The organism is Campylobacter troglodytis (genome assembly GCF_006864425.1).
Classification (GTDB): domain Bacteria; phylum Campylobacterota; class Campylobacteria; order Campylobacterales; family Campylobacteraceae; genus Campylobacter_D; species Campylobacter_D troglodytis.
The window spans coordinates 25019-39159 of the sequence record NZ_QHLI01000026.1; the positions used below are offsets into that span (position 1 = coordinate 25019).

The window sequence follows — 14141 nt, forward strand, 5'->3', positions numbered from 1 at the left end:
TATCTTTTTTAAGGGAACTTAAATGCTATGTTAATTTAAGGATTTTTAGAGAAAAAATCTTTATTAAAGCTTAGGCTTGTTAAATTTAAGGCATTTTTTCATTTACTTTTTTAAGCTTAAAGACTAAGGCATTAATTTATTTTGCTATTAAATAGCTAAAATACATTTAAGCGAAGATAAAAGACTTTTAAAATGCTTTAATTAACTATCGTTTAAATTTTACTTGGCTTAAAACACAGTTTTTTGTTTATAAAATATTCATTTTAAATTAAATTTTATAAAAGTTTTTAGCATATTTAAAATTTAATGCTAAAATATGATATATAAATTCAAAGGATAAACTATGCAAAACAACCCAACCCCCTTTTTAAACAGAGAGCTTTCTTGGCTGAGATTTAACACAAGGGTCTTAGATCAGTGCTCTAAGGATCTTCCTCTACTTGAAAGGCTTAAATTTATAGCCATTTACTGCACGAATTTAGATGAGTTTTATATGGTTCGTGTGGCTGGTTTAAAGCAGCTTTTTGTAGCAGGGGTTGCTATGGGTAGCGTTGATGAGATGACGCCTTTGATGCAGCTTGAAGAAATAAGGCTTTATTTGCATAAAGAAAAATACGCCTTAGAAAAGTATTTCGCCCAAGCTCTTAAAGAGCTTGAAAAGGAAAGCTTATTCATAAAATCCTATCAAGATCTTGATGAAAAATTTCAAAAAAAATGCGATGAATTCTTTTTTTCAAACATCCTAGCCGTCATAGTGCCAATAGCTGTTGATTCAACCCATCCCTTTCCTCATCTTGCAAATTTATCCTTTTCCTTGGCTGTAAAGCTTTGTGATCCCATACATTCAAGCACGGTTAAATTTGGTATGATAAAAATTCCACCCGTCTTGCCAAGATTTTACGAAGCAGATAATAATATCTATGTCCCCATCGAAAGCATTATACAACACCATGTAGAAGACATCTTCCCAGGCTATAAGCTACTTGATTCAGCACCATTTAGGGTAACTAGAAATGCAGATCTTTCCATAGAAGAGGAGGAAGCGGATGATTTTATGATCATGCTTGAACAAGGCTTACAGCTTAGAAAAAAGGGAGCCTTTGTGAGATTACAGGTGCAAAAGAACACAGACAAGCAAATTATAGAGTTTTTAAACTCTCATATGAAGATCTTTCACAAGGATATTTATGAGTATAATCACATCTTAAATTTGCCATCCTTGTGGCAGATCGTAGGCAACAAGGCCTTTGCCCATCTTTTATACCAAACCCATGTGCCAAAGCTGCTGCCTCCTTTTTCTTACAATGATAGTGCTTCAATGTTTGAGCACATAGCAAAGCAAGATATGTTGCTTTTTCATCCCTATGAGAGCTTTGATCCTGTTTACCGTTTCATAAAAGAAGCTAGTATTGATCCTGATGTCATCTCCATAAGAATGACGCTTTACAGGGTGGCTAAGAACTCAAACATAGTTCAAGCCTTAATTGATGCTGCAAATGAGGGCAAGCAAGTTACTGTGATGGTTGAGTTAAAGGCAAGATTTGATGAGGAAAATAATTTACACTGGGCCAAGGAGCTTGAAAATGTAGGAGCTCATGTGGTATATGGAATCACTGGCTTTAAGGTGCATGCGAAGGTTTGTCAGGTCATTAGAAAGGAACAAAGTGGGCTTAAATTTTATCTGCATCTTGGCACAGGAAATTACAATGCAAATACAGCCAAAATTTACACAGATGTAAGCTATTTTACAAGCAGAAATGACTTTGCAAACGATATAACCACCTTCTTTCACATACTCTCAGGCTTTAGCAAGAAAAGAAAGCTTGAAATGCTCTCAATGAGCCCAAATCAGATCAAAGAAAGAGTGCTTGAAATGATAGCCGTTGAGAAAAGCAAGGGAAACGAAGGCGTCATCATAGCTAAGATGAACTCCCTTGTGGATTCTGATGTGATTAAGGCTCTGTATGAGGCTTCAAAGGCTGGGGTGAAGATTGATCTTATCATAAGAGGGATTTGTTGTTTAAGGGTTGATGAGGAGTATAGCAAGAATATTTCGGTGAGAAGTATAGTTGGAAAATACCTTGAACACGCTAGAATTTTTTATTTCAAGCATAGTTTGCCAAATTACTTCATCTCAAGTGCGGATTGGATGCCAAGGAATTTAGAAAGAAGATTAGAGCTTATGACTCCGATCTTTGATGAGAAGCTAAAAGCAAAGCTTGCTAAAATTTTACAACTTCAAATAGAAGACAACGAACTTGCCTATAAACTGCAAAAAGACGGAGAATACGCAAGGATAAACAGGGGCAAGGCTAAGCTGACAAATTCTCAAAACAGACTTGAAGATTATGTTAATCAGATCAGCAAGACCCTTAAAAAAGATGATGATCAAGGAAGGGCTGTTCGCTTGGTATCAAAGCTCTTTAAGGAAAATTAGTGTCTAAAATTTTCTCTTGCTTAATGCTTTTTGCAAGTTTTCTTTTGGCAAAAGAAGAATGCAAATGCGAAAAAATAACAATGAATGAAACTTGCAAATGCGAAAGGCTTGACAGTGAAAAAGAACTTGATAAATTCTTTCAAACAAACAAAAAAGAAGAAAGCCCTCAAAAAAGGATAAAAATTCCAACGCATTAGTGGGTTTTAAATTTGCTAAATTTAAGGGCTTAGACTTTCTTATATCTTTGCTGGGCTTATCTAAGTTTGTGTGATCTTAGTGGCTTGAATTTTTTATTTTTGTTGAGCAACTTAAAGTAAATTCGTATCATAAGCAAAAAATTTTAATTATAATGCTTGTTGGCATTCTAAGCTTTTACTAAGTGCTTTAAAGTGTGATTCTTAACTAAAACACGGTTTATTTTAAAAAAAGCTTTTTGGGAAAAGGAATTTTTGTAAAACAAAGATCTTTTTATTTAAACTAGTCTTACAACCTAAGCTGTTTTTTAGAATTCAAAGCCTAGCTTCTTTACAAAACGAAGTTTTTAGTAAAACAACAAAACTATCCTTGCCATAATCAAAAAAGATCTTACAAAATAGCTCTTGGCTTAAGATACTCTAATAGGATTTTCTCTTATCAAGTTAAGTAAATTTTGATGAGAATATTGCCTTAAATTTTTCGTCTTAATTACGTTTCTTTTAAATGAATGATAAAATTTTCTTTTTTAGCCTTTAAATTTAGCTAAACGAAACTTTGCAAAGCCTCTTCTACTACGCAGTTGCAAGACGCGTAGTGCGAAGTAAAAACTTTTGCGACCGGCCCCACGCCCACGCTTGCCACGCACTCTTTTTGCACCTTTTGCTCACAGTTGCGAGCCTAGCGAAGTAAAAAATAACTCTCCTCACCTTCAACCGCTCATTTTCTAAAGAAACTTCGTTTTGCTGATTTTTTCACACTCTTTGGCTATCAAAATGCGAATTTCTTGTAAAACTCTATTCACACAAGCACGAGTTATTTTGCAAAGCCTAGCGTCTTTTAGCCTCTAAATCAATTCCCCAAAAGGGACAAGAGGCTTAACGAAGTAAAAAAATACTTCACAATTCCTTAAATTTCTTCTGAGACAATTAGGGAATGAATCATATATTTATTTTTCATTTTGTTCTTTATGCTTTAAAATGATCTTATATCAAATTAAAGTATTTTGAGCCTAGAACTTTTACCATAGCTTGTAAGAGCTTGCTCTTAAAGATAAGGCTGATGGATTATTTTTCAAAAAATATTGCTTTGTATTTGATCTTTTTATGGCAAAGAAACTCAAAAATTCAAGCTTTTGCGTGAATTTTTATAATTTTAATCTTTTTTCTTGCTAAAATGCCTAAATTCTTCATTTCACCATAAATAACAAAAATAGTGTATTGTCTAAGATACTTTTTCAAAAGGACATGGTTAATAAGCTTATAAAGCTTTTAAAGGATTTGTGTTAAAAGCACAAAGCATTAAACACACAAAACACACTCAAAACACACTCAAAACACACTCAAAACACACTCAAAACACACTCAAAACAAAGTCGCCTTTGCTGTCTTTTTAGCACAGTTTTTATCAAATTCAAATTTGTAAGCTCACCTCCAATGTTGGCTTAATTTCAAAAAACCCCTCCTTGCTTTTTACAAAGGAAATTTTGGGAAAGGCAATAAATTTAAGCTTGCTTAAATTTAGCCTTGATTTTTAAGCAAAATTGCAAAGCTTAAAAAGGCTTGAATTTTTTGTTTTGGCATTTGAATAGCTAATTTTGTAAATTTTTAGAGTTTAAAAGCTTTTATTCTTTGATACAGTTTAGTTTATTTTTAAATTCAATTTTGCCAGGTTTTACTCGCTAATTATTCTTCTTAAAATTTACAAAATATTATAAAAACAACTCAGTGTTTTTAGCTAAATTACAATTACTCAAATTTAAAGGAAACACACAGTTATTTTTACACTTCATACTTTCAAATGAATGTATATCAAAATGCACCAAATCCGCTCTTAAATTCTTGGCACAAAATCATATTTTCCCTCATAAAATCTTGCTAAATTATCCTCAAATTTATTTTCTTGATAAAGCTTTTTGTGTTCTTTTAAATTCGTGGCTATAAGCTCATTATATTGTGTCTTATTTTGTGAAAGTCTTTTTAGCTCAGCTACTATTTGACCTTCCATATCCTCATAGCTTTCATATACATTTTCAAATTTTAGCCATTCCTTGCTAGGAAAAAAATTCTCATTATACACAGCAAAGCCTACAGAATTCACATAATGTGGCTGCATAAAATACCCATCAAAGCCCTCACCAAAGGTGATGGTAAAAAATGCCCTAGAAATTAAATCCATATAATCTGTGAATTTCATATTCTCAACCACCACCAAGGACCACTGCGGCAACTCTTTTTCTAATTTATTGACTATGTTTTTTCTATATGGATTTTTATCAGGTGATAAAACTATAATCTTTTGCTTTTCCTCAAAGTCATAAGATTTAAATCTGCTAATATCAATGTTAGTGCTAAACAAATGGCTTGGTATGCCCCATTTATCGCATACTTCTTGATTTGCATTTTTATCAAAGGCTAGGGTTTGCGTTACATTTTTACTAAGCTCAAAAAGTCCTTGTATGTCCTTTGGTTCAGGCATTAGCCATATGTTTTGATTGAGTATATTTATGTGTAAATTTTGAAGTTCTTTTAAGAATTTTTTCTCCTTTTCAGTTAGCACCTTGCAAAAGATAGACACATAATACTCAGATATGTGTAAGATTAAGTGCTTGCAGTTTTTAGCATTCTTAACGATTTGATCAAATCGCCAAATTTGCTCATCATTTGGATAATAGCTATAAGCACTAAAAATGTTTTGCGTATTTGGCACGGTTGACATTAAACAAAAGGCATCAGGATTTAGCTTACGAGAGCATTCAAGAAGGGTAAAAAAGCTAATTATCCCCCCACTTATGCCGTCAAGCTCAGCTATAAACAAGATGATTTTTTTAGCATTTTTAAGCTCTTTTAAATCATAACTGTTTTGTGCCTTTATGATTTTATCATACTCAGCCCATATTTCCTTACAAAGCATCTTAGATAAAATTTTGCTCTTTATCTTTATGCGAATGCCAAGGATGTAAAGGATGACAAATTCACGGTTAATTATAAATTTAAACAAACGGTGAAAGAATTTTTTCTCAATCAAAACAAATTCTTTTTGCTGCTTATTTAAAAGCATTCTCTATCCTTTCACAAATTATTTCTAAAACTTCTAATGATAAGTCTCCATAATAAGGCAAGCAAAGCACCCTCATCTTTATATCATCAGTTACAGCCAAATCCCCCTTTTTAATACCGCCGTCATTTTTATAGCACTCATAATCGTGACAAGCCGGATAGAAGTATTTTCTTGTCATTATGTTTATGTCTTTGAATTTTTCATAAAGAGCGTCTCGCGTGAGTGGATACTCATCCTCAACAACTATGGGGTAGTATTGATATGAATTTGTGATGTTTTTTGGCATTTGTGGCACTCTAATGCCCTTTACCTTAGCTAAACGGTCATCATAAAAGGCTTTTATCCTTGCCCTTTTTGCTTTTTCTGCCTTATACTGCCTTAGATTTAAAAGCCCCCAAGCAGCTTGAACTTCATTCATCTTGCCATTGATGCCTACTTCTTCGACAAATTCCTCATTTTTTATGCCAAAATTGCGAAGATTGTGAATTCTTTCTTTTAAATTTTCATCATTGTAAGTCAAACAGCCTCCCTCAATGCTATTAAAAAGCTTGGTTGCGTGAAATGAAAACATAGTTATATCGCCAAAATTTCCTATGCCAACTCCGTTAATTTGCGTGCTAAAGGTGTGTGCGCCGTCATAAATGAGCTTTAAATGATGCTTTTTGGCGATTTTTTCTATTTTTTTGACATCGCAAACAAAGCCGTAAGTATGAACGGCTAGGATAGCAGAGGTTTTGGGAGTGATTAAAGCCTCGATTTTATCAGCATTTATGGTCATAGTCCTTGGCTCTATGTCGCAAAATACAGACTTTAAGCCATTCCAGCTTATGCAGTGCGGGGTGGCTGCAAAGGTAAAGGGTGTGGTAATGACCTCGCTATTTGGTGGTAAATTCAAGGCTTTAATCGCTGTTAGCAAGGCTATGGTGCCGTTGTTAAAGATGGACACATTTGCCACTTTTAGCTCTTTTTTCAAAGCAGCTTCAAGTGCGTTATGCTTTTGCCCCATATTTGTAAGCCATTTTGAGACATAAAGTTCTTTTAACTCTTTTCGCAGTGCCTCAAAATCAGGCAAGATGGGCTGGGTGATGTAAATTTTGTCTTTCTTTGTCTTTCTTTGTCTTTCTTTGTCTTTCTTTGTCTTTCTTTGTCTTTCTTTGTCTTTCTTTGTCTTTCTTTGTCTTTCTTTGTTTTTCATCAATGTGCCTTTTTTACTGTCTTTTTTCACTCTTTAAATTTTTCACAAATATCATTTAAAATCTAATTTGGCTTTTTTTCATATGAAAACTAGAAGTATTGCCCATTATAAGCCCTTGTAAGTTGCATCGCCTTTCTTTTCCACTTTCACAATAACGATTTTATCCATATTTTCAGCATCGCCGATAATTCTATATTCGCCCAAACGCCAACGATAAAGATATTTTGAGCCTACAATAGCCTTGCAGTTGTGAAGTTTTAGCACATTATCAACGCAAGATAGTGTTTGAGATATAAACCTAAAATTTGATAATGCTCTTTTGGATTTGCTGTTTCAAGCTTTTGCATAATTTTTTCACACTTTTTGTGCATAATTATTTCAAAAGCCATCGTCATAATCTCTGTTAATATCGCTTTCAATCTCTTTGTCTATTGCCGCAATTTGCTCTGGTGTCAGTGTTGCCTCGTAAGCTAGTGCTTTTTTATAGCTTTTGGTATCTTTGTAGGCTATTAGATTAAAGTTTTTGTCTGCAAAACTTTCCCTTAGTTTGCTTTTTAAAAAATTTAAAAGCTCGTTTTTTTCTTTCAACTGCTTATTAAACCTTTCTTGTAAGACTTGGGTGGATTTTTCAACTCGTTCAGCTGCTTTTGCAAGCTGGTATTTCGTCATACCCTCGTACTTGCTGTAATCAATTTTAGAAGTCATTGCTACTTCCCCACCCCCCCTTTTTTTTAATTTTTTACTTATGAGCTTACAAATTATAACAAAAAATTAACAAATAAAACTTTCAGCCCTTTTCTTAAAGTCCTTAGCACTTTAAATTTAAAACACTTAAAAAAGCAAGATAAATTCAAGCTTTTTGCCTCTTCTTTTATAAAAAATTTAAGTTGCAAAAATGCACTTGTCGTTTTGTCGTCCCTTATGCTTTCAAAGGATCTTTGTCTAAGCTTAAAGATCTTTAAAATTCATTGCTGTAAGGCTACTTGTGCCACTGCCAAGCATTGTGAGTAAAGCCAACCCCGTGATGTCCTAAGAGCTGAGGTCTTATGCCCTTGATCTCTTTATTATAAACCAAGGGAAAATCTAAATACACCAAAAACAAAAAGGCAGGATCCTCGCTCAAAGCCCTTATAAACTCGCTATAATGCTCCTTTCTTTTCTTTTTATCCACAACGTTTCTTGCCTTTTTAAGGGCTAGATCTACCTTTTCATTGCTATAAGAGCCAAAATTCCACACCTCAAACTGACTGCTTTCAAATACACGAAAGGTATGCAAATCAGGATCATACGGACTGCCCCAGCCCACCAAAAAGCTATCTACCCTTGAGTAATCAAAGCTACCAGCAGGCTTAGCAAAGATTCTAGTTTTTATGCCAAGCTTTGCAAACTCGCTTGAAAGAAATTTAATCAAAGCCACCCTTAAAGGATCATTACTCATAGTATAAAGATCAAATTCTAATTCCTTGCCCCTTTTTTCAAGCACCCCTTTTGAGTTTTTAACCCAGCCAGCACTGGCTAAGATCTCGCTTGCTTTTTGTGGATCATAAACGGTTTTTGGGTGATTTTTATCATTTGCCCATGAATTTTGCAAGGGATGATGGGCTACTTTGCCTAGCGAGTGTAAGAGTTTTTCTACTATTAGCTCTTTATTTACTGCGTAATTTAAGGCTATTCTTAACTCTTTATCCTTAAAAAGATCATTTTTAAAATTATACATTAAGGCTCTATAATCTGCTGATTTTTCAACTAAGATCTTGAAATTCTTATCATCCTTAAAGCTTTCAAAAAGCTCAAAGCTAATCAAGCCCACATCAACACTGCCATTTTTAAGCTCGATCGCACTTAAATTTGGATCGCTTATATGCTTTAAAATAAGCTTTTTGCTTTGCACCTTGCCTAGATGATAGTTTTCATTTGCTTCTAGGCTTAGATATTGATTTTTTTGCCAGGCTTTGAATTTAAAAGCACCTGTGCCTATGGGGGCTTGATTAAACTTAGTTGTGTTTAAATTCTCTTTTTCTAAAAGATGACTTGGTAAAATGCCAACGCTTAAAGCATCCAAAAAGGCTGCAAAAGGGCTTGTGAGGGTTATTTTAATGTGAGTATCATCAATAATTTTTATCTCTTTTATCATATCAAAATTTGCTTTGAGGGGTGAGTTGAATTTAGAATTATTTATGGCTTTAAGGGTAAACTCCACATCTTTTGCGCTAAATTTAACCCCGTCATGCCAAAAAACATCAGCTCTTAACTCAAAGTCATATTCTAATGCGTCCTTGCTTATCTTCCAAGAACTTGCAAGATCAGGCTTTAAGCTTAAATCCTCATCAAAGCGGGTAAGCCCTGAGAAGATCAAACCTATAGAGGCATCATGATCCTCGCTGAAAATGGGGTTGATCCTGTCTATTTGATTTTCAACTGCTATGATGATGGTGTCCTTTGGAGTTGCACCAAGGCTAAGAGCACAGAAAAAACATAAAAACAAAAGAATTTTAAGCATAAGTTCTCCTTTTTGTGAATTTTTAAAAGATTTAAACTTAAAAGGCTTTGATTAAAAGATAAGGCTTTTTTAAGCTGTGGCTTTGTCATTTTGAGCTTGCGTCAAGAAACTATGAGGTGCTTTTACCCTAACTTCGCGGCTTCTTAACTTAAAATGACAAAGAGATCTTTTATCTCAAATCAATGCTTTTTTGAAAAAGAGCCTTAAAGATCTTTAAAAAAGCCAAATTCCAAAACCTTTAAAGATTAAAAAATTCAATAATCTTTCAAAGTCTAAATCAATTTTACAAAGTTTAGCTAAATTTTAGCCTAAATTCTAAAAATTTCTTATATTTTCTTTGTAGCAGTTTCAAATTTAAACAATTCTTAGAAGATCAAAACTTGCAATCTAAAACTTGTCTTTTAAGCTCTAAGCTACAAGCCTTAGCATACATTAAAGATGACGATTGATACTTTTAGCTGAGATAATTACATTCAAAAGCTTGGTAAAATCGATCTTAGTATATATTTTTGCCCTACATTTTTGAGCGAAAATTTTAGCAATTCTTAGAGTGCTTTTGTGCTGATCTTTGCGTGAGCAAAATCGCCCTCTTTGCAAGGTTTCTCGCCCTTGCGTGAATGCAATTGTGTAGCAAGCTTTTGATAGCCAAAGAATGCGAAAAAATCTCAGTGGTGAAATCGAAGTTGATGAGAGTTATTTTTTACTTCGTTTCGTCTTGCAACTGCGTAGTAGAAGGAGCAAAGGCTCATTGTAGGGTAATGCAAACGAGTTTGCAAATGGGCGAAATCACATAAACGGCATAGAGAACTTTTTTACTTCGTGCTACACACTCGTAACTGCAAGCAGAAGGGGCTTTGCAAAGGCTAGATTAGGGGGTTTCACTGCAAGGGAATTTTTCTACCTTCATTTGAAGGAGAGTGAATTTCAATATAATGTCAAAGTTAAAAACGAAAATTTGTATAAAATTTTAGCTAAAAGTATCAATCGCCTTAAAATTTATCTACTAAATTCCTAGCTAACTCGGTTTTATCCTCTCCCTTTAATTCGCTAATTACTCCGTTTTGAGCCAAGAAGATTCTATCTGCTAGATCAAAATATCTTTCATCGTGGCTTATGGCAAGGACTGTTTTTCCTTGTTTTTTAAGCAGTGGCAAGAGCTTGGTGTAGAAAAATCTTCTAAATATAGGATCCTGATCGGCTGCAAATTCATCCAAGATCAAAATATCCCTTTCCTCAAGCAAGGCTATAAGCATAGCAAGTCTTTTTCTTTGCCCTGTGGAAAGCTTTGTTATGGCTAGTTTGCCATTTTCAATCCTTGTTTTGTTTTGAAGCTCTAAAATTTCAAGCCAGCTGTGAATTTTCTCATCCCTTGCTAAATTCTCATCCACCAAGGTTTGAGTAAAAAGATGAAAATCACTAAAAATAGCCGTGATTAAAGAGCGGTATAAGGGCTTATTTTCTTCTTTTATTTGCATTTGATCTAAGTAAATAAAGCCAGCATCAGGGCTAATCAAAGCAGCCAAAAGCATAGAAAAGGTGGATTTTCCAGAGCCGTTTTTGCCTATTAAAAAGATAAGTTCTCCCTTGTGAATTTCAAGGCTGGTTGGAGATAGGGAAAATTTTTCATCATAATGAAAGCTAACATTTTCAAAGCGAAGGCTTTGCCACTGAGGCTTATGCTTTATAAGCGTAAAACCTGCTTGATAATTGATTAAATCTAAATTTTCTATCTTATCAAGGGCTACCTTTGCCATTAACAGAGTAGGGATAGCACCCATTACTACCATCAAGGGTGTGCGTAAAAATAAGATAGCTATTGCTATGGTGGTGGCATTTTCAAGGCTAGACCAGCCAAAATGTAAGGATAGATAAAACTCCAAACCAACAAGGGCGAGAAAGCCTATATTTGTAAAATTGCTTGAAAGGCTTTGAAAGACATTGCTCATAACATTGCTATGTCTTTTCTCATCTGCATTTTTTTCAAACTCCTCCTCATAATAAAGCTTGGCACGAAAGCTATTTAGGCTAAGCTCCTTGCGACCGTCTATGATGTTTTCATAGTTTTTTTGCAAGGCATCATCACTATCTCTTGATTTTCTAAAATATCCATAGGTTTTTATCATAAAACGGTAATCAATAATAAGTATTATAAGAACAAAAATGGAGCAAAGCAAAAAGATCTTAGCAGATAGATAGTATAAATAAAAAGAACTTGCTATGATGAGGATTAAAGACTGAATGAAATCAGGAAGGCGCAAAAGCCCAAAAGAAATGGTGCGAACATCGTTATTTAGACTAGCTAAGAGCTTTGCCTTTGAGATTTGTTCTATCTTTAAAAATGGGGTGTCTAGTATTTGTTTGACAAGTCTTCTTTGCATTTTAAAGATGAAATTTTGTCCAAATTTAGCAAGCTTGATCTCCACAAACAAAGAAGAGGCAAAAAAGACAAGCAAGAGAATGATAAAATAAACTATATAAAGATAATCTTCATTTCCGCTTTTTAGCAAATAAGTATTTATATAAGCTAGGGTGCCAACCCCTAATAAGCTTGTAAGTATGCTAAAAAATAAAAAAAAGATCACTCTAAGCTTGTTAGCCTTTATGAGTTGAAAGATAAAATTCATGGAAGTTCCTAAGAAAATGGTGCGGATGAAAGGACTTGAACCTTCACGCATTGCTGCACCAGATCCTAAGTCTGGCGTGTCTGCCAATTTCACCACATCCGCTGGCTTTGTAAGAAAGAAAAATTCTAGTAAAGTTTGTTTAATGAAGATAAATTTAAAACAAAGCTTACTAAAAATGGTACGCCCAAGAGGATTCGAACCTCTGACCTACGGCTTAGAAGGCCGTTGCTCTATCCAGCTGAGCTATGAGCGCTTATGATTTGTGCCTTACTCAAGGCCTTAACAGTAAATTTATGGTACGCTCGGTAGGACTTGAACCCACAACCTACAGATCCGAAGTCTGTCGCTCTATCCAGTTGAGCTACGAACGCTGATGGGGTGAGTGATGGGAATCGAACCCACGACCCTCAGGACCACAATCTGATGCTCTAACCGACTGAGCTACACTCACCAAATGGTCGGGGCGAAAAGATTCGAACTTTCGACCCTCTGGTCCCAAACCAGATACGCTAACCAGACTGCGCCACGCCCCGAAAACAAAATAAAAGCTCGATTATACACAAAAATTCCTTAGAAGTCAATAATAAAGCTTGTCTAGCCACAGCAACAAAAGCACATAAAATTTAGGCTTAAAATTTACAAGAAGCTTGAATTTGAGTTAAAAGGCTAAGATTTGGCACTCTTAAATTTAAGTTGGCTTGATGCTTTGCTGAATTTAAGAGAGTTTATGAGGTGCTTTAGCCTTTAAAGAGCGTAAATTTAGTTTAATTGATTCAAGAATCAAGAGCTTTTATAAATTTTAATGCAAACAAGAATTTTTAGTAAAAAATTATATTTTAGTAATTACTTTCAAAATATCTTAAGTTTATTTTGTTAGAATAACAACATCGATTTGCAAAAATTATTTATTTAAAAAAGGATAAATTATGTCTGTTTTGGTTATAGGTGCTGATGAGATTACGCCGATTAAGGCTGTGCTTTATGATTTAGGGGCTAAAAAGGTAGAACACTGGGATGCAAGGAATGAAAACCGAGTTAACCGCAAACCCATACCGCAAGATACAAAATGTGTGGTTATGCTTACAAGCTTTTTAAATCACAACACTATGAAAAAGATCAAAGGAGAGGCAAAAAAACGATCTATACCTCTTGTGTGTGCAAAAAGAAGTGTAAGTTGTGTTTATAGCGAATATTGCAAGGTTTTTAATCTAAACAAAGAATTTGCGTGTCAAAAAGAAACTTAAAACTTCTTTCTTGCACACTTGATCTTATAATCTTGGCAATATTAACTGAATTTGTGATAAAATTGCACCAAGATTTTGGGTCTTAAAACTCTAATTTTATATCCAAAAACTTTAAATTTTTTAATCAAAAAGGGGAAAAAATGTCAGTAGCAGTAGTTTATGGTAGTGCTATGGGAAACACAGAAGGTGCAGCAAAGCTAATCGCTGAAAAATTAGGCATTAGCGATGTATTTAATATAGCAGATATTGATCCTGATAAGATCAACTCTTACGACAAGCTTGTCATAGGCACCTCCACCTGGGGCAGTGGAGATCTACAAGATGACTGGGATGCCTTTGATTTTGGCTCCTTAAAGCTTAGTGGTAAAACAGTTGCTGTCTTTGGTATGGGCGATAGTGAGTCATACTCAGATAGTTTTTGCGGAGGTATGGGAAAACTTGCTGAAAAATTAAAAGAAGCCGGAGCACATCTTATTGGCTCTACCTCTACTGAGGGCTATACCTTTGAATCAAGCGATGCTGTTGTAGACGGTGAATTTGTAGGACTTGCTTTGGATAATGACAACCAAGAGGATCTAACAGAATCAAGAATTGAAGCTTGGGTATCAAAGATCAAGGCTCAGCTTTCTTAAATCTTAGTAAAGTTTGTTCTTACAAACTTTACCCCACCCCCCCTAAAAACCCTTTTATAACAAAATAGCTCAATGAAACTTAACAAGATTTTATCTTATCAATTTTTAGGCATTTGATAAATATTTTGTCCTAAATTTTTCATCTTATATATAACTTCTTGGCTCAAGATACTTTAATTTGATACAATATCACTTTAAGGTATAAAGAGTTAGATGAAAAACAAGTATATGATTCATTCCCGAATTGTCTCAAAAGA

At 34.3% G+C, this 14141-nt stretch carries 10 protein-coding genes, 5 tRNA genes and 1 pseudogene; 5 read left to right on the forward strand and 11 right to left on the reverse strand.

Annotated features, from left to right (window positions below):
* Positions 1 to 343 precede the first annotated feature (343 nt).
* Positions 344 to 2437, forward strand: a complete 2094-nt coding sequence (locus DMC01_RS06760; protein WP_142693506.1) for an RNA degradosome polyphosphate kinase — start codon at positions 344 to 346, stop codon at positions 2435 to 2437.
* Positions 2437 to 2634: a hypothetical protein gene (locus DMC01_RS06765; protein WP_142693507.1), complete on the forward strand. Its 198-nt coding sequence runs from the start codon at positions 2437 to 2439 to the stop codon at positions 2632 to 2634. The genes DMC01_RS06760 and DMC01_RS06765 overlap by 1 nt, the downstream gene beginning before the upstream one ends.
* Positions 2635 to 4462: 1828 nt before the next feature.
* On the opposite strand, the gene DMC01_RS06775 is transcribed toward DMC01_RS06765, so the two are convergent.
* From DMC01_RS06775 to DMC01_RS06790, 5 genes are all read right to left on the reverse strand, one after another.
* Entirely contained in the window at positions 4463 to 5689 is a 1227-nt protein-coding gene (locus DMC01_RS06775) for a hypothetical protein (RefSeq protein WP_142693508.1), read from the reverse strand.
* The gene (locus tag DMC01_RS06780; protein WP_142693509.1) at positions 5676 to 6884 is read right to left on the reverse strand and encodes a DegT/DnrJ/EryC1/StrS family aminotransferase; all 1209 of its coding nucleotides are present in this window, start codon (positions 6882 to 6884) and stop codon (positions 5676 to 5678) included. Before DMC01_RS06780 ends, DMC01_RS06775 begins: the two co-directional genes overlap by 14 nt.
* 105 nt (positions 6885 to 6989) lie before the next feature.
* Positions 6990 to 7148: a hypothetical protein gene (locus tag DMC01_RS13435; protein ID WP_185908801.1), complete on the reverse strand. Its 159-nt coding sequence runs from the start codon at positions 7146 to 7148 to the stop codon at positions 6990 to 6992.
* A 114-nt stretch (positions 7149 to 7262) separates the two neighbouring features.
* Positions 7263 to 7589, reverse strand: a complete 327-nt coding sequence (locus tag DMC01_RS06785; protein ID WP_142693510.1) for a hypothetical protein — start codon at positions 7587 to 7589, stop codon at positions 7263 to 7265.
* Between the two features lie 274 nt (positions 7590 to 7863).
* On the reverse strand, positions 7864 to 9384 hold the full coding sequence (locus DMC01_RS06790; protein WP_142693511.1) for an ABC transporter substrate-binding protein: 1521 nt from the start codon (positions 9382 to 9384) through the stop codon (positions 7864 to 7866).
* Between the two features lie 763 nt (positions 9385 to 10147).
* Here DMC01_RS06790 and DMC01_RS15045 point away from each other — a divergent pair.
* Positions 10148 to 10399, forward strand: a pseudogene (locus tag DMC01_RS15045) (hypothetical protein); the annotation flags it as partial.
* Here the strand turns inward: DMC01_RS15045 and DMC01_RS06795 are convergent.
* The 6 genes from DMC01_RS06795 to DMC01_RS06820 form a co-directional block, all read right to left on the reverse strand.
* A complete protein-coding gene (locus DMC01_RS06795; protein ID WP_142693515.1) occupies positions 10374 to 12008 on the reverse strand; it encodes a multidrug ABC transporter permease/ATP-binding protein in 1635 nt (544 codons plus the stop codon). The pseudogene DMC01_RS15045 and the gene DMC01_RS06795 sit on opposite strands and share 26 nt — an antisense overlap.
* A 17-nt stretch (positions 12009 to 12025) precedes the next feature.
* Positions 12026 to 12110, reverse strand: a tRNA-Leu gene (locus DMC01_RS06800).
* 74 nt (positions 12111 to 12184) lie between these two features.
* Positions 12185 to 12261 (reverse strand) — tRNA-Arg (locus tag DMC01_RS06805).
* 41 nt (positions 12262 to 12302) lie between these two features.
* Positions 12303 to 12379: transfer RNA gene (locus DMC01_RS06810), tRNA-Arg, on the reverse strand.
* Between the two features lie 3 nt (positions 12380 to 12382).
* Positions 12383 to 12459, reverse strand: a tRNA-His gene (locus tag DMC01_RS06815).
* A 4-nt stretch (positions 12460 to 12463) separates the two neighbouring features.
* A tRNA-Pro gene (locus tag DMC01_RS06820) sits at positions 12464 to 12541 on the reverse strand.
* A 393-nt stretch (positions 12542 to 12934) separates the two neighbouring features.
* On the opposite strand from DMC01_RS06820, the gene DMC01_RS06825 reads away from it, so the two are divergent.
* Both DMC01_RS06825 and DMC01_RS06830 read left to right on the forward strand, forming a co-directional pair.
* Positions 12935 to 13252: a DUF2325 domain-containing protein gene (locus DMC01_RS06825; protein WP_142693512.1), complete on the forward strand. Its 318-nt coding sequence runs from the start codon at positions 12935 to 12937 to the stop codon at positions 13250 to 13252.
* 140 nt (positions 13253 to 13392) lie between these two features.
* On the forward strand, positions 13393 to 13884 hold the full coding sequence (locus tag DMC01_RS06830) for a flavodoxin (protein WP_142693513.1): 492 nt from the start codon (positions 13393 to 13395) through the stop codon (positions 13882 to 13884).
* Positions 13885 to 14141: the final 257 nt, after the last annotated feature.

Excerpts from the sequence above, each read along its gene's own strand:
- DMC01_RS06760 (WP_142693506.1), top strand. The coding sequence starts at position 344 with ATGCAAAACAACCCAACCCCCTTTTTAAACAGAGAGCTTTCTTGGCTG.
- DMC01_RS06775 (WP_142693508.1), bottom strand. The coding sequence starts at position 5,689 with ATGCTTTTAAATAAGCAGCAAAAAGAATTTGTTTTGATTGAGAAAAAA.
- DMC01_RS06780 (WP_142693509.1), bottom strand. The coding sequence starts at position 6,884 with ATGAAAAACAAAGAAAGACAAAGAAAGACAAAGAAAGACAAAGAAAGA.
- DMC01_RS06785 (WP_142693510.1), bottom strand. The coding sequence starts at position 7,589 with ATGACTTCTAAAATTGATTACAGCAAGTACGAGGGTATGACGAAATAC.
- DMC01_RS06790 (WP_142693511.1), bottom strand. The coding sequence starts at position 9,384 with ATGCTTAAAATTCTTTTGTTTTTATGTTTTTTCTGTGCTCTTAGCCTT.
- DMC01_RS06795 (WP_142693515.1), bottom strand. The coding sequence starts at position 12,008 with ATGAATTTTATCTTTCAACTCATAAAGGCTAACAAGCTTAGAGTGATC.
- DMC01_RS06825 (WP_142693512.1), top strand. The coding sequence starts at position 12,935 with ATGTCTGTTTTGGTTATAGGTGCTGATGAGATTACGCCGATTAAGGCT.
- DMC01_RS06830 (WP_142693513.1), top strand. The coding sequence starts at position 13,393 with ATGTCAGTAGCAGTAGTTTATGGTAGTGCTATGGGAAACACAGAAGGT.